This is a genomic window from Pseudomonas sp. PvP001 (assembly GCF_040546375.1).
Lineage (GTDB): Bacteria > Pseudomonadota > Gammaproteobacteria > Pseudomonadales > Pseudomonadaceae > Aquipseudomonas > Aquipseudomonas coleopterorum.
In genome coordinates, this window is record NZ_JBEPNQ010000001.1 from 2650488 (window position 1) to 2675429 (window position 24942).

Annotated in this window: 24 protein-coding genes; 11 read left to right on the plus strand and 13 right to left on the minus strand. The window is 63.7% G+C overall.

Features of this window, described 5'->3' with window-relative positions; translation table 11 throughout:
• Nucleotides 1–5: 5 nt before the first annotated feature.
• On the minus strand, nucleotides 6–869 hold the full coding sequence (locus ABMD26_RS12050; protein WP_134722157.1) for a YicC/YloC family endoribonuclease: 864 nt from the start codon (nucleotides 867–869) through the stop codon (nucleotides 6–8).
• Between the two features lie 165 nt (nucleotides 870–1034).
• Here ABMD26_RS12050 and rph point away from each other — a divergent pair, with 165 nt between their 5' ends.
• Entirely contained in the window at nucleotides 1035–1757 is a 723-nt protein-coding gene (rph, locus tag ABMD26_RS12055; protein ID WP_049860367.1) for a ribonuclease PH, read from the plus strand.
• 313 nt (nucleotides 1758–2070) lie between these two features.
• On the opposite strand, the gene crc is transcribed toward rph, so the two are convergent.
• On the minus strand, nucleotides 2071–2850 hold the full coding sequence (gene crc, locus ABMD26_RS12060; protein WP_043192186.1) for a catabolite repression control protein Crc: 780 nt from the start codon (nucleotides 2848–2850) through the stop codon (nucleotides 2071–2073).
• A gap of 82 nt (nucleotides 2851–2932) precedes the next feature.
• Between crc and pyrE the strand changes: the two genes are divergently transcribed.
• Nucleotides 2933–3574: an orotate phosphoribosyltransferase gene (gene pyrE, locus ABMD26_RS12065; protein ID WP_090361486.1), complete on the plus strand. Its 642-nt coding sequence runs from the start codon at nucleotides 2933–2935 to the stop codon at nucleotides 3572–3574.
• Between the two features lie 79 nt (nucleotides 3575–3653).
• On the plus strand, nucleotides 3654–4178 hold the full coding sequence (locus tag ABMD26_RS12070; RefSeq protein ID WP_244636505.1) for a DUF4124 domain-containing protein: 525 nt from the start codon (nucleotides 3654–3656) through the stop codon (nucleotides 4176–4178).
• Nucleotides 4179–4352: 174 nt separating this feature from the next.
• Here ABMD26_RS12070 and argB read toward each other — a convergent pair whose 3' ends face one another.
• The 4 genes from argB to coaBC form a co-directional block, all read right to left on the minus strand.
• Entirely contained in the window at nucleotides 4353–5258 is a 906-nt protein-coding gene (gene argB, locus ABMD26_RS12075) for an acetylglutamate kinase (protein ID WP_049860364.1), read from the minus strand.
• 24 nt (nucleotides 5259–5282) lie between these two features.
• Nucleotides 5283–6662, minus strand: a complete 1380-nt coding sequence (locus ABMD26_RS12080) for a phosphomannomutase/phosphoglucomutase (RefSeq protein WP_240050037.1) — start codon at nucleotides 6660–6662, stop codon at nucleotides 5283–5285.
• 1209 nt (nucleotides 6663–7871) lie between these two features.
• Entirely contained in the window at nucleotides 7872–8327 is a 456-nt protein-coding gene (gene dut, locus ABMD26_RS12085; protein WP_320497721.1) for a dUTP diphosphatase, read from the minus strand.
• Between the two features lie 8 nt (nucleotides 8328–8335).
• Entirely contained in the window at nucleotides 8336–9544 is a 1209-nt protein-coding gene (gene coaBC / locus ABMD26_RS12090) for a bifunctional phosphopantothenoylcysteine decarboxylase/phosphopantothenate--cysteine ligase CoaBC (RefSeq protein ID WP_090361478.1), read from the minus strand.
• Between the two features lie 133 nt (nucleotides 9545–9677).
• On the opposite strand from coaBC, the gene radC reads away from it, so the two are divergent.
• Complete coding sequence (gene radC / locus ABMD26_RS12095; RefSeq protein WP_049860360.1) at nucleotides 9678–10352, plus strand: RadC family protein; 675 nt, start codon at nucleotides 9678–9680, stop codon at nucleotides 10350–10352.
• A 110-nt stretch (nucleotides 10353–10462) separates the two neighbouring features.
• On the opposite strand, the gene ABMD26_RS12100 is transcribed toward radC, so the two are convergent.
• The gene (locus tag ABMD26_RS12100; protein ID WP_320497718.1) at nucleotides 10463–12052 is read right to left on the minus strand and encodes an ABC transporter substrate-binding protein; all 1590 of its coding nucleotides are present in this window, start codon (nucleotides 12050–12052) and stop codon (nucleotides 10463–10465) included.
• Nucleotides 12053–12424: 372 nt separating this feature from the next.
• On the opposite strand from ABMD26_RS12100, the gene rpmB reads away from it, so the two are divergent.
• Nucleotides 12425–12658, plus strand: a complete 234-nt coding sequence (gene rpmB, locus ABMD26_RS12105; protein ID WP_007894701.1) for a 50S ribosomal protein L28 — start codon at nucleotides 12425–12427, stop codon at nucleotides 12656–12658.
• A gap of 12 nt (nucleotides 12659–12670) precedes the next feature.
• Nucleotides 12671–12826, plus strand: coding sequence for a 50S ribosomal protein L33 (rpmG, locus tag ABMD26_RS12110; protein WP_022960960.1), 156 nt, complete (start codon nucleotides 12671–12673; stop codon nucleotides 12824–12826).
• An 85-nt stretch (nucleotides 12827–12911) separates the two neighbouring features.
• On the opposite strand, the gene ABMD26_RS12115 is transcribed toward rpmG, so the two are convergent.
• Both ABMD26_RS12115 and ABMD26_RS12120 read right to left on the minus strand, forming a co-directional pair.
• A complete protein-coding gene (locus ABMD26_RS12115; RefSeq protein ID WP_354309724.1) occupies nucleotides 12912–14465 on the minus strand; it encodes a glycoside hydrolase family 32 protein in 1554 nt (517 codons plus the stop codon).
• A 41-nt stretch (nucleotides 14466–14506) separates the two neighbouring features.
• Nucleotides 14507–14866: a cupin domain-containing protein gene (locus tag ABMD26_RS12120; RefSeq protein WP_354309726.1), complete on the minus strand. Its 360-nt coding sequence runs from the start codon at nucleotides 14864–14866 to the stop codon at nucleotides 14507–14509.
• A 163-nt stretch (nucleotides 14867–15029) separates the two neighbouring features.
• On the opposite strand from ABMD26_RS12120, the gene ABMD26_RS12125 reads away from it, so the two are divergent.
• Nucleotides 15030–16523 carry an aldehyde dehydrogenase gene (locus ABMD26_RS12125; protein WP_354309728.1) on the plus strand — a complete coding sequence of 498 codons (1494 nt, stop codon included), beginning with the start codon at nucleotides 15030–15032 and terminating at the stop codon, nucleotides 16521–16523.
• Nucleotides 16524–16547: 24 nt separating this feature from the next.
• Here ABMD26_RS12125 and ABMD26_RS12130 read toward each other — a convergent pair whose 3' ends face one another.
• Both ABMD26_RS12130 and ABMD26_RS12135 read right to left on the minus strand, forming a co-directional pair.
• Nucleotides 16548–18110 carry a phospholipase D family protein gene (locus ABMD26_RS12130; RefSeq protein ID WP_489315782.1) on the minus strand — a complete coding sequence of 521 codons (1563 nt, stop codon included), beginning with the start codon at nucleotides 18108–18110 and terminating at the stop codon, nucleotides 16548–16550.
• Between the two features lie 43 nt (nucleotides 18111–18153).
• Complete coding sequence (locus tag ABMD26_RS12135; protein WP_354311827.1) at nucleotides 18154–19593, minus strand: aminotransferase-like domain-containing protein; 1440 nt, start codon at nucleotides 19591–19593, stop codon at nucleotides 18154–18156.
• A gap of 165 nt (nucleotides 19594–19758) precedes the next feature.
• Here ABMD26_RS12135 and ABMD26_RS12140 point away from each other — a divergent pair, with 165 nt between their 5' ends.
• Nucleotides 19759–19995, plus strand: a complete 237-nt coding sequence (locus ABMD26_RS12140; RefSeq protein ID WP_320523267.1) for a DUF1127 domain-containing protein — start codon at nucleotides 19759–19761, stop codon at nucleotides 19993–19995.
• A gap of 9 nt (nucleotides 19996–20004) precedes the next feature.
• Here the strand turns inward: ABMD26_RS12140 and ABMD26_RS12145 are convergent, their stop codons facing one another.
• Nucleotides 20005–21297 carry an NAD(P)/FAD-dependent oxidoreductase gene (locus ABMD26_RS12145; protein WP_354309732.1) on the minus strand — a complete coding sequence of 431 codons (1293 nt, stop codon included), beginning with the start codon at nucleotides 21295–21297 and terminating at the stop codon, nucleotides 20005–20007.
• Between the two features lie 124 nt (nucleotides 21298–21421).
• On the opposite strand from ABMD26_RS12145, the gene ABMD26_RS12150 reads away from it, so the two are divergent.
• Nucleotides 21422–21775, plus strand: a complete 354-nt coding sequence (locus ABMD26_RS12150) for a YkgJ family cysteine cluster protein (protein WP_354309734.1) — start codon at nucleotides 21422–21424, stop codon at nucleotides 21773–21775.
• A 12-nt stretch (nucleotides 21776–21787) separates the two neighbouring features.
• On the opposite strand, the gene ABMD26_RS12155 is transcribed toward ABMD26_RS12150, so the two are convergent.
• Complete coding sequence (locus ABMD26_RS12155; protein ID WP_043192202.1) at nucleotides 21788–22276, minus strand: Lrp/AsnC ligand binding domain-containing protein; 489 nt, start codon at nucleotides 22274–22276, stop codon at nucleotides 21788–21790.
• 156 nt (nucleotides 22277–22432) lie between these two features.
• Between ABMD26_RS12155 and dadA the strand changes: the two genes are divergently transcribed.
• Nucleotides 22433–23734, plus strand: coding sequence for a D-amino acid dehydrogenase (dadA, locus tag ABMD26_RS12160; RefSeq protein ID WP_049860351.1), 1302 nt, complete (start codon nucleotides 22433–22435; stop codon nucleotides 23732–23734).
• A 78-nt stretch (nucleotides 23735–23812) separates the two neighbouring features.
• The gene (gene alr / locus ABMD26_RS12165; RefSeq protein ID WP_354309737.1) at nucleotides 23813–24880 is read left to right on the plus strand and encodes an alanine racemase; all 1068 of its coding nucleotides are present in this window, start codon (nucleotides 23813–23815) and stop codon (nucleotides 24878–24880) included.
• Nucleotides 24881–24942 lie beyond the last annotated feature (62 nt).

The following is a 24942-nucleotide window of genomic DNA, read 5'->3' on the forward strand; positions in this document are numbered from 1 at the left end:
TGGCCTTACTCAATGTTCTGCACTTGTTCACGCATCTGCTCGATCAACACCTTGAGGTTGACGGCAGCCTGCGTACTGCGTGGGTCGAAGGCTTTGGAGCCCAGGGTGTTGGCTTCGCGGTTGAGTTCCTGCATGAGGAAATCCAGGCGTCGGCCGGCGGCGCCGCCGGCCTTGAGCACGCGCCGCACTTCGGTGACGTGGGTGGTCAGGCGGTCGAGTTCTTCGGCCACATCGCTTTTCTGTGCCAGCAGGACCATTTCCTGCTCCAGGCGCTGCGGGTCGAGTTCGGCCTGCAGGTCGGCGCAGCGGTCGAGGATCTTCTGCCGTTGCGCGCTGAGCATCTGCGGCACCAGGCTGCGCAAGGTGGCGACCTCGCAGCTCATGGCGTCGAGCCGGTCGTTGATCAGCCGGGCCAGTTCGGCGCCTTCGCGCACGCGGCCATTCTTGAGTTCGGTCAGCGCCTGGGCGAACAGTTCGTTGGCCGCCGTGCTCAGAGCCTGGGGATCGCTGGCGTCGGCCACCAGCACGCCGGGCCAGGCCAGCACTTCCAGCGGGTTGAGCGCGGCAGGCTGCTTGATCAGGGCGGCAACGGTCTCGGCGGCGGCTATCAGTTGCGTGGCGCGTTCGCGATCGACCTGCAAGGGTTGGCCGCTGGTGTCCTCGGTGTAGCGCAGGGTGCATTCGACCTTGCCGCGCGACAGGCCCTGGCGCAGTGCTTCGCGCACCGAACCTTCGAGGTCGCGCAGGGCTTCGGGGAGGCGCAGATGCGGTTCCAGATAGCGATGGTTGACCGAGCGCAGCTCCCAGCTCAGGGTGCCTTGGGCCGCGGCTCGTTCGCAACGCGCGAAGGCGGTCATGCTGTGCACCATGGGGGAGAAACCTCGCAGACGATGGACGATGAATCGAGGCGCGGGATTGTAGCGCAACCTGGCGCCGGCTCCCAATGCTGGCGCGATCTGCGGGGGCGGGACGGGCAATTCATGGTCGAACGCCCTATAATGCCCGCCAGATTTGAGTCCAGTACAGGTATCCCGATGAAACGTCCAAGTGGTCGCGCCGCCGATCAGCTCCGCTCGATCCGCATCACTCGCAACTACACCAAGCACGCCGAAGGGTCTGTCTTGGTAGAGTTCGGCGACACCAAGGTGATCTGCACCGTCAGCGTCGAAAACGGCGTGCCGCGCTTCCTCAAGGGGCAGGGCCAGGGTTGGTTGACCGCCGAATACGGCATGCTGCCGCGCGCCACCGGCGACCGTAACCAGCGTGAAGCCAGCCGTGGCAAACAAGGCGGCCGTACCCTGGAAATCCAGCGCCTGATCGGCCGCTCGCTGCGTGCAGCGCTGGACATGAGCAAGCTGGGCGACATCACGCTGTACGTCGACTGCGATGTCATCCAGGCCGACGGTGGTACGCGAACCGCGTCCATCACTGGTGCCATGGTGGCGTTGGTCGATGCCTTGAAGATGGTCAAGAAGCGCGGCGGCCTGAAGGGCGGCGATCCGCTCAAGCAAATGATTGCTGCCGTGTCGGTGGGCATGTACCAGGGCGAACCGGTCCTGGACCTCGACTACCTGGAAGACTCCGCTGCCGAGACCGACCTCAACGTGGTGATGACCAGCACCGGTGGCTTCATCGAAGTGCAGGGCACCGCCGAAGGCGCGCCGTTCCAGCCGGCCGACCTCAACGCCATGCTGGCACTGGCCCAGCAGGGCATGGAGGAAATCTTCGCCCTGCAGAAAGCTGCCCTGGCCGAGTGACGCAAGCCTCTGTGGATGAGGATTCTCTGTGAGGCGGGCTTTTTGTAGGACTGGCTTTATGTGGGAGCGGGCTCTGCCCGCGAATGCAGACACTGCGGTGCATCAGACCAACCGCAGGGGCCTGCATTCGCGGGCAGAGGGCTCGCCGCCCGCCCCGCTCCCACAGGGGATTGCGGTGCTTTTGTAGCAGCGGCGCGAGCCGCGTCGGCGGTGCATGCGGTCTGTCTGATTCACCGTTCCCACAGTGTCCAAGCTCTGCAAGAAACCCACAAAAAAGCCGACCTCGCAAGGTCGGCTTTTTTGTGCCTGGCGATCAGATCGTCAGGGTCCAGTCGTAGTCCACGATGAGTGGCGCGTGCTGGGAAAAGCGAGGCTGGCGCGGCAGGCGCGCGCTGCGCACGAAGCGTCGCAGACCTGGGGTCAGCAGCTGGTAGTCGAAGCGCCAGCCCAGGTTGAGCATCTCGGCCTGTTCGTTGTCGGGCCACCAGCTGTACTGGTCGCCTTCGCGACTGACTTCGCGCAACGCATCGACGTAGCCCATGTTGCCGACGATTTCGTCCATCCAGGCCCGCTCGGGCGCCAGGAAGCCGGGCGACTGCTGGCTGTCGCGCCAGTTCTTGATGTCGAGTTTCTGCTGCGCAACATACAGCGAACCACAGTAGATGTATTCGCGACGCTTGCGCCGTTGCTTGTCGAGGTACTTGCCGAAGTCGTCCATGAGCTTGAACTTCTGGTTCAAGTCTTCATCGCCGTTCATGCCCGAAGGCAGCAGCAAGGTGGCAATACTGAGTTTATCGAAATCTGCCTGCAGATAACGCCCGTAGCGGTCGGCTGTCTCGAAGCCCAGCCCACTGATGACCGCCTTGGGTTGCAACCGCGAGTACAGCGCCACACCACCCTGGGCTGGAACTTCTGCATCGCACGCATAAAGGAAGTAGCCGTCCAGTTGGAAGGCGGCGTCGTCCAGTTCAAAGGCGGAAGCACGGGTGTCCTGCAAGCAGATGACGTCGGCATTCTGGGCCTGCAGCCAACTGAGCAACCCGCGCTCGACTGCCGCCTGAATACCATTGACGTTCACACTGATGATCCGCATACATGGCCCCAAAAATCTTGTGCGTGTATGATACCCGAGCTCTACCTAATTAGCTAAATCCGTGGTATCCGGGACTTTTTCGATGCAGGCCTATCAGCGCGACTTCATTCGTTTTGCAATTGATCGAGGCGTTCTGCGTTTCGGCGAATTCACCCTGAAATCAGGGCGTACCAGTCCTTATTTCTTCAATGCCGGCCTGTTCAATACCGGTGCCGCACTGGCCGAACTGGCGCGCTATTATGCCGCAGCCATCGTCGACAGCGGCATTGCTTTCGACGTCCTGTTCGGACCCGCCTACAAGGGTATTCCCCTGGCGGCCGCGACCTCGGTGCAACTGGCCGAAAAGCACCAGCTGGACATACCCTGGTGCTTCAACCGCAAGGAAGCCAAGGCGCATGGCGAAGGCGGCAGCCTGGTCGGTTCGCCCCTGGCCGGCAACGTGCTGATCATCGACGACGTGATCACCGCCGGTACGGCCATCCGTGAAGTCATGCAGATCATCCAGCAGCAGAACGCGACCGCGGCAGGGGTGATGATCGCCCTCAATCGCCAGGAGCGTGGCAACGGCGAGCTGTCGGCCATCCAGGAAGTGGAACGTGACTTCGGCGTGCCCGTGGTCAGCATCGTTTCGCTGAACCAGGTGCTGGAATTCCTCGCCGACGACGCGCAGCTCAAGCAGCATCTGCCGGCGGTCGAAGCCTATCGTGCGCAGTACGGTATCTAGTCACGTGCGCTGGCGGGCAGTGGTGATCGCAGCGTTCGGCCTGCTGCCGATCGTGGCCGTCGCCGCGCAGGCACCGGTCATGCTGCTCTATCGCTATGTCGATAGCCGCGGCGTGACGGTGCTGGATCGCCAGGGCGTACCGCCTGAGTACGTGGGCAAGGGCTATCAGGTGCTCAACCAGAGCGGTCGGGTGGTACAGACCGTGCCACCCGCGCCGACTGCCGAAGAGATACGCCTCAAGCAACAAGCCCAGGTGCAGTCGCAGGCCGATGCGCAGTTGCTCGACCGTTATCCATCGCTGGAAGAGCTGGACAAGGCCAGTGCTCGTCGCAGGGCTGAGATCGATGCCCTGATTGCCGTGGCCACGGCGAACGTGCAGACCTTGCAGGGTCAGCAGACCACACTGCAGGGGCAGGCGGCGGCGCAGGAACGGGCGGGTCAGGAAGTGTCGACATCGATGCTCGACCAGTTGCGTGATGTGCAGGCTCAGATCATCGACGCCCAAGCGCGAATCGCCAAACTGCAGCAGACACGCAGCGAAGCAGACGCCGGGTTCGCCCAGCAGCGAACCCAGTTGGTCAAGCTTCTCGAATCCCCGCTGTAACCGCGTCGGGCCTCACCGCGTTTTTCCCGAAACACCGCGTGCACTGCCGACGCGGCTTGCGCCGCTGCTACAGGGATCGTGAGTTCCGTCGTTACAGGCGATCAGGATTTAGTGGCAGCGGCGCGAGCCGCGTCGGCGGTCGTCGCGGTGCTTCTGATGCACCGCGCGGTCAGGTCAACCGATCTTCTTGTTGCTGATCAGGGTGCCGACACCGCTGTCCGTGAAGATTTCCAGGAGCACAGCATTGGGGACGCGGCCGTCGATGATGTGCGAAGTGGTCACGCCACCCTGGACCGCTTCCAGCGCGCAACGGATCTTGGGCAGCATGCCGCCGTAGATGGTGCCGTCGGCGATCAGCCCCGATACCTGCTCGGTGGTCAGGCCGGTCAGCACGTTGCCTTCCTTGTCCATCAAACCCGCGATGTTGGTCAGCAGCATCAACTTCTCGGCCTTGAGTGCCTCGGCCACCTTGCCGGCCACCAGGTCGGCGTTGATGTTGTAGGACTCGCCATCCGGACCCACTCCGATGGGCGCGATCACCGGGATGAAGTCACCGTTGACCAGCATGTTCAGCAGATCGGTATTGACCCCGCTGACTTCCCCGACGTGGCCGATGTCGATGATCTCCGGCTTGGTCATTTCAGGGGTCTGGCGGGTGACCGTCAGCTTGCGTGCGCGGATCAGTTCGGCGTCCTTGCCGGTCAGGCCGATGGCGCTGCCGCCGTGGCGGTTGATCAGGTTGACGATATCCTTGTTGACCTGGCCACCGAGCACCATCTCCACGACGTCCATGGTCTGGGCGTCAGTGACGCGCATGCCGTCGACGAAATGGCTCTCGATGGACAGGCGCTTGAGCAGGTCGCCGATCTGCGGTCCGCCGCCGTGCACCACCACCGGGTTGATGCCCACAGCCTTCATCAGCACGATGTCGCGGGCGAAACCGGTCTTGAGCTCCTCGCTCTCCATCGCGTTGCCGCCGTACTTGATCACCAGGGTCTTGCCGACGAAGCGGCGGATATAGGGCAGCGCTTCGGACAATACCTTGGCGACGTTGGTGGCGGCATCACGTTCGAGGGTCATGCGGGGCTCCAGTGAAACAAGTGGTCAGAACGGTAGGTGCAGATCGGGTGCGACTTTCAACAACTGGGTACGGAAGACGCCCTGGATTCGTTCGAGTTCCTCGGCGTCTTCGGCCTCGAAACGCGTCACCAGCACGGGGGTGGTGTTGGAGGCGCGGACCAGGCCCCAGCCTCTAGGGTAGTCCACTCGCACGCCGTCGATGAGGGTGAGCTGGGCGTCACCCCACTGAGCGCCGTGGTGCAGGGCGTCGATGATGCCGAATTTGCTGTCTTCGGTCACCGCAATGTTCAGCTCGGGCGTCGACACATCATCGGCGAATGCGGCGAAGACGTCTTCGGCACTGAGGTGTTCGCGGCTGAGGATTTCCAGCAGCCGTGCAGCGCTGTAGATGCCGTCGTCGAAGCCGAACCAGCGTTCCTTGAAGAAGATGTGCCCGCTCATTTCCCCGGCCACCAGCGCGCCGGTGCGCTTCATTTCTTTCTTGATCAGGGAGTGCCCGGTCTTCCACATCACCGGGCGGCCGCCGTGTTCCTTGATCAGCGGGCCCAGGCGGCGCGTGCATTTGACGTCGTAGATCACGTCGGCGCCGGGGTTGCGTGACAGCACGTCGCGCGCGAACAGCATCAGCAGGCGATCAGGATGGATGATGCGGCCGGTGTTGGTGACCACGCCCACACGGTCCGCGTCGCCATCGAAGGCCAGGCCCAGGTCGGCGCCCGTTTCGCTGACCTTGGCGATCAACGCCTGCAGGTTGGCAGCCTTGCTCGGGTCTGGATGATGATGGGGGAAACGCCCGTCGACCTCGCAGAACAACGGGATCACTTCGCAGCCCAGGGTCTCTATCAGCTGCGGCGCTACCACGGCACCGGCACCGTTGCCGCAGTCGACCACGACCTTGAGTCGGCGGGTGAGAACGATGTCATCGCGGATCTGCGCCACATAGCGCTCCAGGATCTCGACCTTCTCGACGCTGCCCTGGCCCTGGCTGAGGTCGTTATGCAGCAGGCGCTGGTGCAGGGCCAGGATCTGTTCGTTGGCCAGCGTGTCGCCGGCGACCACTACCTTGAAGCCGTTGTAGTCCGGCGGGTTGTGGCTGCCGGTGAGCATCACGCCGGAGCGGCCGGTGAGCACGTGGTTGGCATAGTACAGCGCAGGTGTCGGCACCAGGCCCACGTCGCTGACGTGGCAACCGGCGTCGACCAGGCCCTGGATCAACGGCTGCACCAGCTCGGGGCCGGACAGGCGCCCGTCGCGGCCGACGTTGACGTTGGCCTCGCCCATGGCCAGGCTTTGCGCGCCGACGGCACGGCCCACCCAATAGGCGGTGTCGGCATTCAAGGTGCTGCCGACGATGCCGCGAATGTCATAGGCGCGAAAGATGCCGTGGGGCAGCGCCGGCGGCATGTCGCTCGCTTCGACGACAGGGTCGGTGGCGTCGAGCTCGAGCATGTCGATGTCCTGGAAGATCGGATTGGTCCAGTCGTCCACGACCGGCGCAGGCGCAGGCGCGGCCGTGCTGCTGTCGGCCGGACGCGCGGCGCCCTCGCGCAGGGACAGGCGCGCCAGGCCTTGTGCCAGGCCGTTGAGGGGCGCCAGGCTCAGGCCGAACGCCTTGACCGCCTTGCCGCCGGACAACTCCTCGAGCAACTGCTCAAGCTGCCGCGCGTCGGCCTCGATGCGTGCATACAGTTGGCGTTGGGCCAGACGCACCGCCAGCGCGGCGCAGCCGATGGCGATCGCCGCGGCAAGCATCATCAGGCCCAGTGCACTCCAGGCAAACGGCGGCTGGAACAGCGGCCCTGGGCCGAATTCCAGGCGCCAGTTGGGGTTGGCGGTCGGATACGGGTAGCGCATGGCCGACGCATTGCTGCCTTGCTCGACCAGCACCTGCGGCGGGCTGCCCAGTACGCTCTGCTGCAGGCGCAGTTGGCCGAATTCGGCGTCGGGCAGTGCCAGGGCCTGAGTCAGGGGCTGCATCTCGAAGGCCAGCACCAGCGTACCCAGCACTGGGGATGTCGAGCTTTGCTGGACGGTGGCGACGTTGTAGATCCACCAGCGCCCATTGACCTTGTAGGCCTCGGGCGCAGTGGCAGTACCGCGTTCGGCGCGGTTGATCATGTCCAGTACGGCAAAATTGATCGGCGCAGCACCCTGCTGATCGACCTTGGCCTGCCCCGGCAGATTCAGGCGCACGCCCTGCAGGCCATCGATCAAGGGCACGGCGCCAACGGCCTGAGCGATGAGCGAAGGGTCCTGGCTGGCCAGCGCAGCCGTCAGTGCAGGTGAGTGAGCCAGAGTGGCCGTTACACCGGCCTGGCGCGCGATCACGTTGTCCAGACCTGCGGTGAAAGGCGCGGCGGCGGTCGCCTCGGCGTTCTGGAAGGCACGGCCGGCGAGCGGCGCGACAACCAGGAACCAGATCAGCAGCAAGGCGACGAGCACGCCGACGACGGCGATCAGCAGTGCCTGGTTACCGGCGGTGGTCCGCGCGTTCGAAGCCTGGCCTTGCTCGGCCGTCTTGGCATTGCGAGGAAATCCTTTCACCTGTCATCTCCGCATTGAACGCTTTGAAGCGGACGGGCATCGCCACGGCCGCCGGGTCTGCATGGCCGTTTACTGGGTGCCGGAGTGACCGAAACCGCCGGTCCCGCGCTGGCTTTCGTCGAAGCTTTCGACCAGTTCGAAGTGAGCCTGCACCACAGGAACCAGCACCAGCTGGGCGATGCGCTCGCCCACCGTCAGGGTGAACTCGCTGTCGCCACGGTTCCAGCACGAGACCATCAGTTCGCCCTGGTAATCGGAGTCGATCAGGCCGACCAGGTTGCCAAGCACGATACCGTGCTTGTGGCCAAGGCCCGAGCGCGGCAGGATCATCGCCGCCAGACCCGGATCACCGATATGGATCGACAGGCCGGTAGGGATCAGCAGGGTCTGTCCGGGTGCCAGCAGCGTGTCTTGCTGCAGCATGGCGCGCAGGTCCAGGCCTGCGGAGCCGGGTGTGGCGTAGTGTGGCAGCGGGAAGTCCCGGCCCAGACGTGGGTCAAGGATCTTGGCTTGTAGGGCGTGCATGGGTGTCGTTAAACCTGGTCGAGGCGCTTGGCGATGAAGGAAACCAGCTGGCGGGCGATCTTGCCCTTGCTGGTCTGGGCGAAAGCAGTGGTCTGCAACTGGCGGTCGATCACGCTGCAGGCATTTTCTTCACTGTTGAAACCGATGCTGGGGTTGGCGACGTCGTTGGCCACGATCAAGTCCAGGTTCTTGTCCTTGAGCTTGCGCGCGGCGTAGTCGAGCAGGTGCTCGGTCTCGGCGGCGAAGCCGACGCTGAATGGACGATCGGCGCGACCGGCGATGGTCGCCAGGATGTCCGGGTTGCGGACCATCTGCAACAGCAGGCCGTCACCACTGCTGGGGTCTTTCTTGAGCTTCTGCGCAGCCACCACTTCGGGACGATAGTCGGCCACGGCGGCGGACGCGATGAACACGTCGCAGGGCATGCCAGCCTCGCAGGCGGCGAGCATGTCGCGCGCGCTGACCACGTCGATGCGGGTGACGCGGTCGGGCGTGGGCAAATGCACCGGGCCGCAGATCAAGGTAACGCGGGCGCCAGCTTCGACGGCCGCTTCGGCCAGGGCAAAGCCCATCTTGCCGGAGCTGTGGTTGGTGATGTAGCGCACCGGGTCGATATTTTCCTGGGTCGGCCCGGCAGTGATCAACACGTGCTTGCCGGTCAGTGCCAGGTGCTCGAAACATTCGGCCGCGCACAGTGCCAGCTCGGTGGCTTCGAGCATGCGGCCCAGGCCGATGTCGCCGCAGGCCTGGCTGCCAGCGGCCGGGCCGAAGACCTTGAGGCCGCGGCTGCGCAGCAGGTGCAGGTTGTCCTGTGTGGCCGGGTCGCGCCACATGGCCTGGTTCATGGCCGGGGCGATGGCCACGGTGGCGTCGGTGGCCAGTACCAGGGTGGTCAGCAGGTCGTTGGCCAGGCCCTGGGCCAGGCGTGCCATCAGGTCGGCGGTGGCCGGGGCGATGAGGACCAGGTCGGCCCATTTGGCCAGATCGATGTGGCCCATGGCAGCTTCGGCCGCCGGGTCGAGCAGGTCCATGTGCACCGGGTGGCCGGACAGCGCCTGCAGGGTCAGTGGCGTGATGAACTCGCTGCCGCCCTTGGTCATTACCACGCGCACTTCGGCGCCTTGCTCCAGAAGCCTACGTACCAGCTCGGCGCTCTTGTAGGCGGCAATGCCGCCGCCGACGCCCAGAATGATGCGTTTTCGATACAGCCGCTGCATAGGCCTGCCTTTATATCTGGTAATAACACCACGGTGAAACCGCCTTCCGGGGCCGGATCGCCGTGCAAAAAGTTGCGCTAAGATAGCACAGCGCTCGCTATGGAACAGCGAGGCACACAGACAGGGAGTGGGGATGAGTATTCGCGATTGGCCCGAGGCCGAGCGCCCGCGTGAGCGCCTGCTGGCGCATGGTCCGGGCAGTCTTTCCGATGGCGAGCTGCTGGCGATATTCCTGCGCACCGGCGTGGCCGGGCACAGCGCCGTGGACGTCGCGCGCAACCTGCTGATCCGCTTCGGTGGCCTGCGCGCCTTGCTCGAAGCCGACCAGAAAACCTTCAGCCAGCACTTCGGCATGGGCCCTGCCAAGTATGCCCAGTTGCAGGCCTCCATCGAGATGAACCGTCGCTACATGGCCGAGCGGTTGAACCGTGGCCCGGCCATGGAAGATCCATCGTCGGTGCGCCACTACCTCAAGGCCAAGCTGCGCCATGAACGCCAGGAAGTGTTCGGTTGCCTGTTTCTGGACACCAAGCATCAGCCGCTGGGTTTCGAAGTACTGTTTCGCGGCACCATCGACAGCGCGGCGGTGTATCCGCGTGAGGTGGTCAAACGGGCCATCGCCACAAATGCGGCAGCGCTCATCCTGGCGCACAATCATCCTTCCGGAAATCCGACCCCGAGCCAGGCCGATCGCTCGCTGACCCAGCGCCTCAAGGAATCATTGGCGCTGGTGGATGTGCGGGTGCTCGACCACATCATCATCGGCGAAGGCGAGCCGTTGTCGATGGTCGAGCACGGGTGGATGTAAGGGGCGAGATTCGGCTGTGCATGCACCGGCCGCTCCTACAGGGATCCGTGGTGATACGGAAATCCACTGTGGGAGCGGGTTCTACCCGCGAAGAGGCCGGTAGTGGCAGCCTATTTCTCCACCGACACCCTGGAGAAATCCTGCCGACCGAACGGGCTGACGGTGTAGCCCTCGACCCCTTCGCGAGCCAGTACGGCGGCGGTGGGGTGGGCCAGCGGTAGCCACAGCGCCTGCTTCTGGATCTGCGCCTGGGCCTGCTGGTACAGCTTGCTGCGCTGGGCCTGATCGGTCACTGCCTTGCCGTCGCTGATCAGCTTGTCCAGGCCCTTGTCGCAATAGCGTGCGAAGTTGGTGCCCGACTGCACGGCTGCGCAGGAAAACTGCGGGGTGAGGAAGTTGTCCGGATCGCCGTTGTCGCCGGCCCAGCCCATGAACAGCAGGTCATGCTCGCCAGCCTTGGCACGGCGAATCAACTCGCCCCATTCGATCACGCGGATCTCGGCCTTGATGCCGACCTTGGCCAGGTCGGCCTGCAACAGCTGCGCACCCAGGCTGGGGTTGGGGTTGAGCAGGCTGCCCGAAGGACGGGTCCAGATCGTGGTGTTGAAACCGTCCTTCAAGCCTGCCTTGGCGAGCAACTCGCGCGCCTTGGCCGCATCCTGCTTGTAGCCCGGCAGGTCCCGCGCATAGCTCCAGGTGTTGGGCGGGTAGGGGCCATTGGCAGCCTCGGCGGTGCCTTCGAAGACGGCCTTGAGGTAGCTGTCCTTGTCGAAGGCCAGGTTGATGGCCTGGCGCACTTCAGGCTTGTCCAGAGGCGGGTGCTGGCTGTTGATGGCCACGAACGCGGTCATGAAAGCCTCGGTCTTGATCACCTTCAGGCTCTTGTCGTCGGCGGCCGCAGCGATGTCCAGGGGCTTGGGCGACAGGGTCAGCTGGCACTCGTTGCGGCGCAGCTTCTGCAGGCGCACGTTGGCGTCCGGGGTGATGGCGAACAGCAAAGGGTCGACGGCAGGCTTGCCGGCAAAGTAGTCCGGGTTGGCCTTGTAGCGCACCACGGCGTCTTTTTCGAAGCGCACGAATACGAAGGGCCCGCTGCCGATCGGCTGGCTGTTGAGTTTTTCCGGAGTGCCGGCTTGCATCAGTTGGTCGGCGTATTGCGCCGAATAGATCGAGGCGAAGCCCATGCTCAGGGTCGCCAGGAACGTTGCATCGGGATGATCCAGGGTGAACCGTACGGTCAGAGGATCAGGCGCCTCGATTTTCTTGATCAGGCCAGGCAGTTGCATCGACTGGGCGTGCGGAAAGCCGCTTTGCGCCACTTTGTGCCAGGGGTTGGCCGGGTCAAGCATGCGTTGGAAGCTGAACAGCACGTCCTGCGCGTTCAGCTCACGGTCTGGCTTGAAGTAGGCGGTGTCGTGGAATTTGACCCCCGGGTGCAGCTTGAACGTGTAGGTCAGGCCATCGGCCGACACGGTCCAGCTGTCCGCCAGGCTGGGGATGACCTTGCCGGCCTTGGCGTCGAACTCCACCAGGCGGTTCATCAGCACATCGGCCGAGGCGTTGGTAGTGGTCAGCGAGTTGTACTGCACCACGTCGAAGCCTTCGGGGCTGGCTTCGGTACAGACCGTCAGCGGTGCGGCATGCACCAGTGCGGAGGCAAACAGGGGAGCAAGCAAGAACGGCAAAGTCGCAAGACGCATGGTGTGTTCCTTGGCGTGTCGAGGGCCCATCTGCCTATGCAGTCTGGAGAAAAGTCCTACCCTAGAGATGTCGAGCGGCGTTGACTATCCCTAAATCGTTTTTCTGCGCGACGAGTGGTCATGCCGCAGCACGCCCGCCAGTGCTGTGCCTGCGCCGATGCCGGCGCAGCTGGGCGCATCGATTGTGCATCTGGAGTTGTTGCGCCGCAGGCTTTCTGGTATAAAGCAGCGCTCTTTTCTAGGGCCCTGTTCCTCTGCCTTTACGGTGAGGCGGGTAAGACCCTGAAGAAACGCGGCGCCGTGCGCCAAATGACTGAGAGATAAGCGGCCAACCCATGCCGGGTTGGGCATGTGGTTTTAGAGGGCTGAGGCATGTCGAGAGTCTGTCAAGTTACCGGTAAGGGTCCGGTGACTGGGAATAACATTTCCCACGCAAACAACAAAACCCGTCGTCGTTTCCTGCCGAACCTGCAGCATCACCGCTTCTGGGTTGAAGAAGAGAAACGTTTTGTTCGCCTGCGCGTATCCGCCAAGGGCATGCGTATCATCGACAAGCGTGGCATCACTGTCGTGCTGGCCGAAATTCGCAAAGCTGGCAAGATCTAAGGGAGCTTTATCATGCGTGAATTGATTCGTTTGATCTCGAGCGCCGGTACTGGTCACTTCTACACTACCGACAAGAACAAGCGTACTACCCCGGACAAGATCGAGATCAAGAAATTTGATCCGGTTGTTCGCAAGCACGTGATGTACAAGGAAGGCAAAATCAAGTAATTGATTTTGGCGACCAGAAAAAGGCCCGCATCGAAAGATGCGGGCCTTTTTTTGTGCCCGGTTTGGCGCAGGCCAGGCTTTCGATCTAGCGATGCTGGGCTTGGGCGTTAGGGATGGGGTTCAGGGTGGTGACAAAAACCTTGCTCAGGCGCGCGTTTCCTCCTTGTGCAACAACGCTGATGCGCTCCAATGGCGATTTCGTGTAGTACAGCGCAGTCCCTGCCGCGCTGCCTGCGGCACCGAGCAGTTCCAGGCAGGAACGATCGATCACCAGGTGCATGTCCATGGTGCGGGTATCAGGTTGGAAGGCATACGAAAACCGGTCGACGAAATAGCGCTGCTCAAAGCCTGACGCACCGTGTCGGTCGATGAACAAGCCGCCGAAAGGGCCTGCGTCGAATCCGGCCTCAAGGGTTTCTCCAGCCTCGTTGGACAGACGGACCGTCACCACGGCACCTGGCTGCAATTCGACTTCCAGACGCACCTCGATTGCCTCGCCGGCGGGCAATGCGGCACTGGCCAGCGTTGCGCTGCCCCATGGTCGGGTGTCGTCGATCAGGACCTTGCCCGCCAAGGGAGCGAGGTCGACGAACTGCTGCACCAGCCGCCAGTCCTTGCCCACGCGCCGCAATCCCAGGGTGCGTGGCAGTGTCATCATGCCTCTGGATGGTGATGCAGGCACCTCGTTGGCGTACTGCCAGTTGCTGAGCCAGGCCAGGCCCACCGGTGCCCCGGAGTGGTTGGAGAAGCTTTGAAAGGCGTAGAAGTCCTTGCCGAAGTCCATCAGCCGCGTGACGCGGTCCTCGGCGGTGAACTGCCGGCCGTCGAAGTCGCCGACGAAATACTGCACTGTGCTGCCGCCCAGAGGGCCGCCGGGATTGATGGAAAGGATCAGCACCCAACGCTCGCCGCCGTTTTCGACGGGTACACGGATCAGGTCCGGGCACTCGTAGTCGATGCCCAGCAGGCCGCTGTCTGCGAATTCACCGCGCTTGTCCCAGGATTTCAGATCGACCGAGCCGTAGAACAGCACCCGATGCGAGCGTGCTTCGACCACCACCATGATCCAGCACTGTTCCGGCGCGTGCCAGAAGACCTTGGGGTCGCGGAACTGGCTGGAACCGATGTCCAGCACCGGGTTGTAAGCGTACTCGACAAAGCTGCGCCCGCGGTCGCTGCTGACGGCGATTTCCTGGGTCTGCAGGGTTGCCGAAGCGCGCGTATAGATGGCGACGATGCCGCCCGCTCGTTCCCCGGCGTCTGGTTGTGCCTGGAACAGTCCGCTCAGGTTGTGCTGGTCAACCACCGCGCTGCCGCTGAACGCCTGACCGGCCGGGGTGTTGAACAAGGCGGTGGGCAAGGTTTGCCAATTGAGAAGATCAGGGCTGACGGCGTGTCCCCAGTGCACGTTGCCCATCGTCGCCGCTGACGGGTTGTGTTGATAGTAAAGATGATATTCGCCGTCGAAAAACACCAGGCCATTGGGGTCGTTCATGAAGCCTGTGGGCGGTGCGTAATGCACCTGGGGCGTGTAGTTGCCGCCGGTGGTAGGGCGTTTTTCGTCAGCCTGGGCGAAACGATAAAAAGCCGCACCGGTAGCCAGCAGGGCGGAGCCGATAGCGAAATAACGTCGTGTCATCAACGGTTGTAGCTCCTGGATCTAGGCATGGGACGCGGTGCTTATTTGGCTTCGAACACCACGTAGATCTTGCGGCACGCCTCCAGCACTTCCCAGGTGCCGGTGAAGCCTGCAGGGATCACGAAGCGGTCGCCGGCGCGCAAGGTCTTGCCATTGCCCTGGTCGTCACGCAATACGGAAACGCCCTGCACGATTTCGCAATATTCGTGCTCGGTGTAGTTGACCGTCCATTGCCCCACCTGACCTTCCCAGACCCCCGCGTTCATCTGTCCGCAGGGGCTCTGGTAGTGGTTGAACAGTGTCTGTTCGGGGTCGCCGCCAAGGATTTTCTCAGGCGCCGGGCGGTAGCGTTCCGGGGTGACGCTGTGTTGGGCAAAGTCGACGATGCTGGTGATGTTCATGCAGGAAACCCCTCGCTTGTTGGATAAAACGCACATCCGTGGGCCTGTGTGCGCCGGGTGTCAAATATATTGAAATGCGTCGCACCGGTGGTTTAGGGTGGTTCGATGTCACCCCGCTCAGCCTTGCACGGCCGGGCTTTGCATTCAATCACAGGAGATCCGTATGACCACTCTGACTCGCGCTGACTGGGAACAACGTGCCCAGCAGCTGAAGATCGAAGGGCGCGCGTTCATCAACGGCGAGTACACCGACGCCGTGTCGGGCCAGACCTTCGAATGCGTAAGCCCCGTCGACGGTCGACTGCTGGCCCAGGTGGCCAGCTGCGACGCTGCCGACGCCCAGCGCGCGGTCGAGAATGCCCGCGCCACGTTCAACGAAGGCGTCTGGGCCAAGGCCGCGCCGGCCAAGCGCAAGGCCACCCTGATTCGTTTCGCCGGGTTGCTGCGTGAGCATGCCGAGGAGCTGGCGCTTCTGGAAACGCTGGACATGGGCAAGCCGATCAGTGATTCGCTGAACATCGACGTACCCGGCTCGGCCAATGCCCTGGCCTGGAGCGGCGAAGCCATCGACAAGGTCTACGACGAAGTCGCACCGACCCCGCATAACCAACTAGGTCTGGTCACGCGTGAAGCCGTCGGCGTGGTGGCCGCAGTGGTGCCGTGGAATTTCCCTCTGATGATGGCCTGCTGGAAGCTGGGTCCGGCCCTGGCCACGGGCAACTCGGTGATCCTCAAGCCGTCGGAGAAATCCCCATTGACCGCCATCCGCATCGCGCAGTTGGCGATCGAGGCGGGCATTCCCAAGGGCGTGCTCAATGTGCTGCCGGGCCATGGCCACACGGTCGGCAAGGCACTGGCCCTGCACATGGACGTGGACACCGTGGTCTTCACCGGTTCCACCAGGATCGCCAAGCAACTGATGATCTACGCGGGCGAGTCGAACATGAAGCGCGTCTGGCTGGAGGCGGGCGGCAAGAGCCCCAACATCGTGTTCGCCGATGCGCCTGACCTGCAGGCCGCAGCCGATTCGGCGGCCAGCGCCATTGCCTTCAATCAGGGCGAAGTCTGCACGGCGGGCTCGCGCCTGTTGGTGGAGCGTTCGGTCAAGGAGCGCTTCCTGCCCATGGTGGTCGAGGCACTCAAGGCCTGGAAACCAGGCAACCCGCTTGACCCGGCGACCAATGTCGGTGCTTTGGTGGACACCCAGCAGATGAACACGGTGCTGTCCTACATCAGCGCCGGTCAGGAAGGCGGCGCCACCTTGCTGGTGGGCGGCAAGCGCATCCTCGAGGAAACCGGCGGTACCTACGTCGAACCGACCATCTTCGATGGCGTGACCAATGCCATGAAGATCGCCCAGGAAGAGATTTTCGGGCCGGTGCTGTCGGTGCTCACCTTCGACACCGCCGAGGAGGCGGTCAGCATCGCCAACGACAGCGCCTACGGCCTGGCGGCTGCGGTATGGACCGCGAACATCTCCAAGGCGCACCTGACGGCCAAGGCGCTGCGCGCCGGCAGCGTGTGGGTCAACCAGTACGACGGTGGCGACATGACTGCGCCGTTCGGTGGGTTCAAGCAGTCGGGCAATGGTCGTGACAAGTCGCTGCATGCGTTCGACAAATACACCGAACTGAAGGCCACCTGGATCAAGCTCTGATCCACTGCCGGTCGGGCTGGTGGATCAAAGCATCTTCTCCAGCCCGATCACTTCACTGGCCCACGCATTCAGCCGACGCCACCAGTCACCCGGTTCGCGGTACAGGGTGTGCATCTGCTGGTGGTCCTCGGTGTCCCACACTACCTGGCCATTTTCCAGGCGCACCTGGTAGCTGCGTGCAGGCGACATGCCCTCACGGGCCAGGTGGCGCATCTGCGCCGCCAGTTCCGGGCTGTCCACCAGCACGCCGACCTCGGTGTTCCACAGCACCGAACGCGGGTCGAAATTGAACGAGCCGATGAAGGATTTGCGCTCGTCGAAGATCATCGCCTTGCTGTGCAGGCTGGAATCGGAGCTGCCACTGAAGCTCAATGTGCCACCCGCATCGTCACCCGGCTGGCGACGCAGCTCGAACAGCTTCACTCCGTGCTCGAGCAAGTTCTTGCGGTAGGGCACGTAGCCGCCGTGTACCGCAGGTACGTCGGTCGCTTCCAGGGAATTGGTCAGCAGGCTGACGTCGACGCCGGCGTCGGCGCGCCCGGTGAGGTAGTCGCGGCCGGCCTTGCCCGGTACGAAGTAGGCGGAGATCAGCATCAGTTCATGCTTGACCTGGGTCAGCTCCGGAGCGAGCTGCGTGGTCAGCAGCAGGTGCGGATCGGGCTCGCCTCGGGCCAGCACCTTGGTCGGCGCATCCCACAGTGCCTGGCCCCAGGCCCAGATCAACTGGCGCCGCCAGACGTCCAGCTGCGGCGCGCTCTGGTAGGTCATCAAGCGTTCATAGAGGGCGTGATGCTGGCTTCGCGAGGTGGTCAGGGACTTTTCCAGGCGCACCCGCGACGCAGCCAGGTGTTTGGCCGTCGGCACCGTGAACAGAAAATTGGCGATCGGCTGGCTCAGCGCACTGTTCCAGTACTGATCGAAGCTGTAGCCCAGCTGCTGGGCTACCGGCCCGAAGCCGAGCAGGTCGATGTCGGTGAAATTCATGTCCGGCTCGGCGTCGAAGTATTCGTCGCCCAGATTGCGTCCGCCGACGATGGCCACGCTGTTGTCGGCCAGCCACAGTTTGTTATGCATGCGCCGGTGCTGCCGAGACAGTTGCAGCAGGCGGCCCACCGCGCGCGTGGCGCCGGTTGAGCGGCCCAGGTGGGTGGGGTTGAACAGGCGGATCTGGATGTTGTGATGCGCGGCGAGGGTGGCGATGGTCTTGTCCAGGCCATCACTGGTGGTGTCGTCCAGCAGGATGCGTACGCGCACGCCGCGGTCGGCGGCCTTGAGCAGTTCGTCGACCAGGGCGCGGGTGCTGAAACCGTCGTGGACGATGTAGTACTGCAGGTCGAGGCTGACCTGGGCATTGCGGATCAGCTCGGCACGTGCGCGAAAGGCCTCGTCACTGCTCGACAGCAGACGGAAACCCGACTGGCCATGATGGGCCTGCACCTGGGCCTGTACCGACCTGCCGAAGGCCGATTGTTCGGCCGGGAGCATCTCGCTGTATTCACGCGGCGCATTCACGCTGGCACAGCCTTGCACGGCGAGGATCAGGGTCAACAGCGGCGGTAACAGCCTGGGGCAGGGCAAAGCGATCATCCTTGCAGGGAGGGCGGGCGTGCCGTTCGACCTTGGCATGGGCTCAAAGGTCGGCATCGGAGTGCGGATTATCCGCAAGCAGCTGCCGAGCGCAGGTACCCACGGTGCGTACGGCGGCCTCGATGTCGGGCGAAGGCTTGCTGGCGAAGTTCATGCGCAGGCAGTTACGGTACTTGCCCGACGCCGAAAAGATACTGCCCACGGCGATCTGTACGCCCTGGTCGAGCAGCAGGCGGTTGAGCTTGAGGGTATCGAAGCCCTCGGGCAGCTCGACCCACAGCATGAATCCACCTTGAGGGCGGCTGCAGCGGGTGCCGGTGGGAAAGTAGCGGGTGACCCAGTCGATCATCAGGTCGCGGCTGCGCTGGTACTGGGTGCGCATGCGGCGCAGGTGCGGTTCGTAATGACCACCCTTGATGAACTCGGCGATGGCCAACTGCGGCTGCGTCGAGGTCGACCCGGTGCCGATGTACTTCATGTGCAGCACCCGCTCCAGGTAGCGGCCGGGGGCGACGAAGCCGATGCGCAGGCCGGGGGCCAGGGTCTTGGAGAACGAACTGCACAACAGCACGCGACCGTCTTCGTCGAACGACTTGATGGTGCGCGGACGGGGATAGCTGAAGGCCAGGTCGCCATACACATCGTCCTCGATGATGGCCACGTCGAAGCGTTGCGCGAGCGTCAGCAGGGCACGCTTGCGAGCTTCGGGCATCACGTAGCCCAACGGATTGTTGCAATTGGGCGTCAACTGTATGGCCTTGATCGGCCATTGCTCCAGGGCCAGCTCCAGCGCTTGCAGGCTGATGCCGGTGAGCGGGTCGGTCGGGATTTCCAGGGCCTTCATGCCCAGGCCCTTGAGGGTCTGCATGGCGCCGAAGAAGCTGGGCGAGTCCACGGCGACGATATCGCCGGGCTCGCAGATGGCGCGGATGCTGGCCGACAGCGCTTCATGGCAGCCTGTGGTGACGACCAGTTCACCAATGCCCAATCGGCAGCCGGCATCCACCAGAAGCCGGGCGATCTGTTCGCGCAGGGCCTGGGTTCCATACAGCGAGTCGTAGTACAGGCCCGGCATCGCCTGGTGCCGACTCAGGCGGGCCAGCTCGCGCAGCAACGGCCGCAGGGTCGGGCTGCTGACGTCGGGCATGCCACGGCCCAGTTGCACCACGTCATCGCGGGGCGCTGCGCGCATCAGTTCGACGACCTGGTCCCACTGGGAGATATCCACAGGACGCTGCATGGGGCGGCCCACGGCGGGCAGTGCCGGCAGTTCGCGGGCGGTGGGCACGAAATAGCCGGATTTGGGCCGGGGCGCGGCCAAGCCGTGGTCTTCTAGCTGGCGATAGGCTTGCTGCACGGTGCTCAGGCTGACCCCGTGCTCGATGCTCAGGGCGCGCACCGACGGCAGGCGATCGCCAGGCCGGTAGAGACCTTGTTCGATGCGCTGGCTGAGCAGTTGGGCGAGGTTCATGTACAGCGTCATGGGCGTGCTCGAACTGATGACCATACAGATGCGTGGAAAATACAGCATTCAGACGCACTGGTCAGCCATCTGTATGAAAAACATAAGCGCTTTTTGAATCTGTATTAAGCGGTGTCGGCTGCGGCACCATGGCCTTGCTGTCCAAACACTTCAAGGAGAAAGGCCATGAACGGCTTGAGCGATGTACGTCTGCTGCTGCGCACCGAAGAATTGCTGGAAGCGCCGAAGCTGCGCTCGCGCACGCCGTGCGCACCGGCAGGCCTGGGGCGTTGGGCGCTGATGCTGCATCACTTGCGCACGCGTCCGGCCCTACTCGAACTGGACGAGGATCAGTTGCGCGATATCGGCCTGGACGCGCAGCAGGCCCGCCGCGAAGGCTTGAAGCCGTTCTGGCGTTCGTAGCGCAGCGGTCTAGCCCAGCTCCTTGAACCGGTGCCAGAGCATGCCCAGCGCCAGCAGGGGCGAGCGCAGGTAGCGGCCGCCGGGAAAGGTCATGTGCGGCACTTTGGCGAACAGGTCGAAGCCGCGGCTGGCCTGGCCACTGATGGCTTCGCCGAGCAGTTTGCCCGCCAGGTGCGTGACGTTCAGCCCGTGCCCGGAATAGGCCTGGGCATAGAACACGTTGGGCTGCTCCTTGAGCCTGCCGATCTGCGGCAGACGGTTGGCGCCGATGCCGATCATGCCGCCCCATTGATAGTCGATGCGCACATTGGCCAGTTGCGGGAACACATCGAGCATCTTGGGCCGCATGTATTCGGCGATGTCCTTGGGATCGCGCCCCGAGTAGTGACAGGCGCCGCCGAACAGCAGGCGCCGATCGGCGGACAGTCGATAGTAATCCACCGTCACCCGCTGGTCGCACACCGCCATGTTGCGGGGCAGCAGCTGCCGTGCCTGTTCGGCATCCAAAGGCTCGGTGGCGATGATGTAGCTGCCGGCCGGCAGCACCTTGCCGCTCAGCTGCGGGTTGAGGTCGTTCAGGTAGGCGTTGCAGCCCAGCACCAGGAAGCGTGCCGGCACCTGGCCTTGAGCGGTGTGCACGCGCACTTGCGGGCCATATTCGATACGCGTCACCCGTGAGTGCTCGAAGACCTGCACACCCAATTGCCGGGCCACTTCGGCCTCACCCAGGGCCAGGTTCAACGGATGCAGGTGGCCGGAGCCCATGTCGACCAGGCCGCCGTGGTAGCGGTCCGAGCCGACCACGCTGTGCATGTCCTGTGCCTCGACGATTTGCAGCTCGTGAGCGTAGCCCAGGCTGCGCAGGGCTTCTGCGTCTTCGACGAACCCCTGCAGCTGGGCCGGCTTGTTGGCCAGGTCGCAGTAGCCCCAGGTCAGGTCGCACTCGATACCATGGCGGTCGACCCGCTGGCGGACGATCTCGACCGCTTCCAATCCCATCAAGGTCAAGTCGCGCACACCGTCGTCGCCAATGATCTTGCGAAACTGTTCCAGATCGTGGCCGACGCCGCGAATCAGTTGCCCACCGTTGCGCCCGCTGGCACCCCAGCCAATCTGGTGGGCTTCGAGCAGGGCCACGCTGAACCCCCGCTGCGCCAGTTCGATCGCGGTGTTCAGCCCGGAGAAGCCACCGCCTACCACACACACATCGACGCTGACCTCGCCCTGCAAGGGCGGGTATACCGGCTGCCGATGCAGACTGGCGGCGTAGTACGAGGCGGCGTGCTCGGCGCGAGCGTTCATGTGAGTGGTCCTGGTAGCAATGGTTTGAAAGGGGTGTACGGAAAAATTCGACGCAGCATAAGCCGGGGTTTCCCATGGCGGCAACCGCGCGGCACAATGGCGCCTCGTCCACGCGGTGACCGTCATGAGCTTCAACAGCCACAAGCTTCGTTTCCTGCGCGAGCAGATTCCTTCGTTCGAATGCGTGCCGGGATGCCATGACTGCTGCGGGCCGGTGACCACTTCATCCGAGGAAATGGCGCGCCTGCCGCGCAAGACGGCCGCTGAACAGGAGGCCGCGCTGGCCCGGTTCGACTGCGTGCACCTGGGGCCGCAGGGTTGCACGGTGTATGAAGAGCGCCCGCTGATCTGCCGGCTGTTCGGAACCACGCCCACGCTGCCATGCCCCAATGGGCGACGCCCGGTGGAGATGATCGACCCCGCCGTGGAGCATCAGGTGCACAAGCTGATCGCCAGCACTCGCCAGGTGCTGGTCTGAAGCATTGCCGGGTCAGTCCGGCACCGGCAGGTTCAAGCTCTCCTTCACTTCTTCCATGACGATGTAGCTCTTGGATTCGCGCACATGGGGCAGTTTCAAGAGGATGTCGCCCAGCAGCTTGCGGTAGGAGGCCATTTCGGAAATGCGTGCCTTGACCAGATAGTCGAAGTCACCCGACACCAGATGGCACTCCAGCACGTGGGGCAGTTTGAGCACCGCGCGGCGAAATTCCTCGAAGGTGTCGCCCGACTTGTAGTCCAGGCTGATCTCGACGAACACCAGCAGGCTTCCGCGCAAATGCTGCGGATTGAGCCGGGCGTAATAGCCCATGATGATGCCTTCGCGCTCCAGACGGCGGACCCGTTCGGTGCAGGGTGTGGTCGACAGGCCAACCTTCTCGCCCAGTTCGGTAAATGACATGCGCCCGTCGGCCTGCAGGATGCGCAGGATATTGCGGTCGATCTTGTCGAGTTCGCGTTTGCTCTGGTGCTGGGTACGCACAGGCGATGCCCCTCCGTTAAAGCGTCAATGGCCGAGAATTGTCGCCAAATATAGCCTTGCATACAGTGAAAAGCACTGGCTGGACCTTTTTATACTGCCCACATCTTCGGACCTAACATCTTACGTCAGCGGATTTCCGCGATGAGGGCGACACACATGCGCGTTCTGGTACTCGGTAGTGGTGTGATCGGCACCGTCAGTGCCTATTATCTGGCCCGGCAAGGCATGGAAGTGACCGTGGTCGATCGCCAGCCGGCCGTCGCCATGGAAACCAGCTTCGCCAATGCCGGGCAGGTTTCGCCGGGCTATGCGTCGCCCTGGGCGGCGCCGGGCGTGCCGCTCAAGGCCATCAAATGGCTGCTGGAACGCCATTCACCGCTGGCGATCAAGCTGACCGGCGATGTCGACCAGTACCTGTGGATGGCGCAGATGCTGCGCAATTGCACCGCCAGCCGTTATGCGGTGAACAAGGAGCGCATGGTGCGCCTGTCCGAGTACAGCCGCGACTGCCTCGACGAGCTGCGCGCCGAGACCGGCATCGCCTACGAAGGCCGGACCCTTGGCACCACCCAGCTGTTCCGCACCCAGGCGCAACTGGACAACGCCGCCAAGGACATTGCCGTGCTCGAGCAGTCCGGCGTGCCCTACGAGCTGCTCGACCGCGAAGGCATCGCCCGCGTCGAACCGGCCCTGGCCTCGGTCACTGGCATTCTGGCCGGTGCCCTGCGGCTGCCCAACGACCAGACCGGTGACTGCCAGATGTTCACTACCCGCCTGGCGCAGATGGCCAGGGATCTGGGTGTGCAGTTCCGCTTTGGCCAGGCCATCGAGCGCCTGGACTTCGCCGGCGACCGCATCAACGGCGTGTGGATCGACGGCAAGCTGGAAACCGCTGACCGCTACGTGCTGGCACTGGGCAGCTATTCGCCGCAGTTGCTCAAGCCGCTGGGCATCCGGGCACCGGTGTACCCGCTCAAGGGCTACTCGCTGACCGTGCCGATCACCGATGCGGCGATGGCGCCGACCTCGACCATTCTCGACGAGAGCTACAAGGTGGCGATCACTCGTTTCGACAACCGCATCCGCGTCGGCGGGATGGCCGAGATCGCCGGTTTCGATCTGAGCCTGAATCCACGTCGTCGCGAAACGCTGGAAATGATCGTCAATGACCTCTACCCGCAGGGTGGTGATCTGACTCAGGCCAGCTTCTGGACCGGGCTGCGGCCGACCACCCCGGACGGCACGCCGATCGTGGGTGCCACGCCATTCAAGAACCTGTTCCTCAATACCGGCCATGGCACGCTGGGCTGGACCATGGCATGTGGTTCCGGACGCTTGCTTGCCGACCTGATCGCGCGTAAAAAGCCGCAGATCAGCGCGGCCGGCCTCGACATATCGCGCTACGGGCAGCCGCATGAAACGGTTCGCCAGGGTCAGTCCGCGCCAGCCCATTCGTAACCGTTGGCCCTGGATCGCCGCCCAGCGCGGCGATCCCTCGACCTTTTCACCCTTCAAACCTTGCAAAAGAAGCCCGCCATGCGTCCAGCCCGCGCCCTGATCGACCTTTCCGCCCTGCGCCACAACTATCGACTGGCACGCCAGATGAGTGGAGCCAGGGCGTTGGCTGTGGTCAAGGCCGATGCCTACGGGCATGGCGCGGTGCGTTGCGCCCAGGCGCTGGAAGGCGAGGCGGACGGGTTTGCCGTGGCCTGCATCGAGGAAGCCCTGCAGCTGCGTGCGGCCGGTATCACCGCGCCAGTGTTGCTGCTCGAAGGCTTTTTCGAAGCCAGCGAACTGCCGTTGATCATCGAGCATGGGCTGTGGTGCGTGGTGCATTCGTTGTGGCAACTGGAAGCCATCGAGCAGGCACGCTTGAGCCAGCCGTTGCAGGTCTGGTTGAAACTCGACTCGGGCATGCACCGTGTCGGCCTGCATCCCAAGGATTACCAGGCCGCCTATCAGCGCCTGCTGGCCAGCGGCAAGGTGGCCAAGATCGTGCTGATGAGCCATTTCGCCCGCGCCGATGAGCTGGACTGCCCCAGCAGTACCGAGCAACTGGCCGTGTTCGATACGGCGCGCCAGGGGCTGAGCGCCGAGATCAGCCTGCGCAACTCTCCGGCGGTGCTCGGCTGGCCGCAGATTCCCAGCGACTGGGTGCGCCCCGGCATCATGCTCTACGGGGCCACACCGTTCGAAACCGCGACCCCTGCCAGTGCCCGATTGCAGCCGGTGATGACGCTACAGTCCAAGGTCATCAGCGTGCGTGAACTGCCTGCCGGGGAGGCCGTGGGCTACGGCGCGCGCTTCGTCACCCAGCGGCCGAGCCGGATCGGCGTGGTGGCCATGGGTTATGCCGATGGTTACCCGCGCCTGGCGCCCAATGGCACGCCGGTGCTGGTCGACGGCGTGCGTACCGTGCTGGCGGGACGGGTGTCGATGGACATGCTCAACGTCGACCTGACCGATGTGCCTCAGGCGGGTGTGGGCAGCACGGTCGAGCTGTGGGGCAAGCAGGTGCTGGCCAGTGACGTTGCCCAAGCGGCTGGCACCATTGCCTACCAGATCTTCTGCAACCTGCGCCGTGTGCCCTTGCAGTACGTTTAGCCTGACGTTTAGGCGCGCCATGCGCCCGGGCCGACCCATCGCCCGCCAATGTGTTGTAAATC

Bases quoted from the DNA above. Each gene is read 5' to 3' on its own strand.
- ABMD26_RS12050 (WP_134722157.1), bottom strand. From the start codon at position 869: ATGGTGCACAGCATGACCGCCTTCGCGCGTTGCGAACGAGCCGCGGCC.
- rph (WP_049860367.1), top strand. From the start codon at position 1,035: ATGAAACGTCCAAGTGGTCGCGCCGCCGATCAGCTCCGCTCGATCCGC.
- crc (WP_043192186.1), bottom strand. From the start codon at position 2,850: ATGCGGATCATCAGTGTGAACGTCAATGGTATTCAGGCGGCAGTCGAG.
- pyrE (WP_090361486.1), top strand. From the start codon at position 2,933: ATGCAGGCCTATCAGCGCGACTTCATTCGTTTTGCAATTGATCGAGGC.
- ABMD26_RS12070 (WP_244636505.1), top strand. From the start codon at position 3,654: ATGCTGCTCTATCGCTATGTCGATAGCCGCGGCGTGACGGTGCTGGAT.
- argB (WP_049860364.1), bottom strand. From the start codon at position 5,258: ATGACCCTCGAACGTGATGCCGCCACCAACGTCGCCAAGGTATTGTCC.
- ABMD26_RS12080 (WP_240050037.1), bottom strand. From the start codon at position 6,662: ATGCCGCCGGCGCTGCCCCACGGCATCTTTCGCGCCTATGACATTCGC.
- dut (WP_320497721.1), bottom strand. From the start codon at position 8,327: ATGCACGCCCTACAAGCCAAGATCCTTGACCCACGTCTGGGCCGGGAC.
- coaBC (WP_090361478.1), bottom strand. From the start codon at position 9,544: ATGCAGCGGCTGTATCGAAAACGCATCATTCTGGGCGTCGGCGGCGGC.
- radC (WP_049860360.1), top strand. From the start codon at position 9,678: ATGAGTATTCGCGATTGGCCCGAGGCCGAGCGCCCGCGTGAGCGCCTG.
- ABMD26_RS12100 (WP_320497718.1), bottom strand. From the start codon at position 12,052: ATGCGTCTTGCGACTTTGCCGTTCTTGCTTGCTCCCCTGTTTGCCTCC.
- rpmB (WP_007894701.1), top strand. From the start codon at position 12,425: ATGTCGAGAGTCTGTCAAGTTACCGGTAAGGGTCCGGTGACTGGGAAT.
- rpmG (WP_022960960.1), top strand. From the start codon at position 12,671: ATGCGTGAATTGATTCGTTTGATCTCGAGCGCCGGTACTGGTCACTTC.
- ABMD26_RS12115 (WP_354309724.1), bottom strand. From the start codon at position 14,465: ATGACACGACGTTATTTCGCTATCGGCTCCGCCCTGCTGGCTACCGGT.
- ABMD26_RS12120 (WP_354309726.1), bottom strand. From the start codon at position 14,866: ATGAACATCACCAGCATCGTCGACTTTGCCCAACACAGCGTCACCCCG.
- ABMD26_RS12125 (WP_354309728.1), top strand. From the start codon at position 15,030: ATGACCACTCTGACTCGCGCTGACTGGGAACAACGTGCCCAGCAGCTG.
- ABMD26_RS12130 (WP_489315782.1), bottom strand. From the start codon at position 18,110: ATGATCGCTTTGCCCTGCCCCAGGCTGTTACCGCCGCTGTTGACCCTG.
- ABMD26_RS12135 (WP_354311827.1), bottom strand. From the start codon at position 19,593: ATGACGCTGTACATGAACCTCGCCCAACTGCTCAGCCAGCGCATCGAA.
- ABMD26_RS12140 (WP_320523267.1), top strand. From the start codon at position 19,759: ATGAACGGCTTGAGCGATGTACGTCTGCTGCTGCGCACCGAAGAATTG.
- ABMD26_RS12145 (WP_354309732.1), bottom strand. From the start codon at position 21,297: ATGAACGCTCGCGCCGAGCACGCCGCCTCGTACTACGCCGCCAGTCTG.
- ABMD26_RS12150 (WP_354309734.1), top strand. From the start codon at position 21,422: ATGAGCTTCAACAGCCACAAGCTTCGTTTCCTGCGCGAGCAGATTCCT.
- dadA (WP_049860351.1), top strand. From the start codon at position 22,433: ATGCGCGTTCTGGTACTCGGTAGTGGTGTGATCGGCACCGTCAGTGCC.
- alr (WP_354309737.1), top strand. From the start codon at position 23,813: ATGCGTCCAGCCCGCGCCCTGATCGACCTTTCCGCCCTGCGCCACAAC.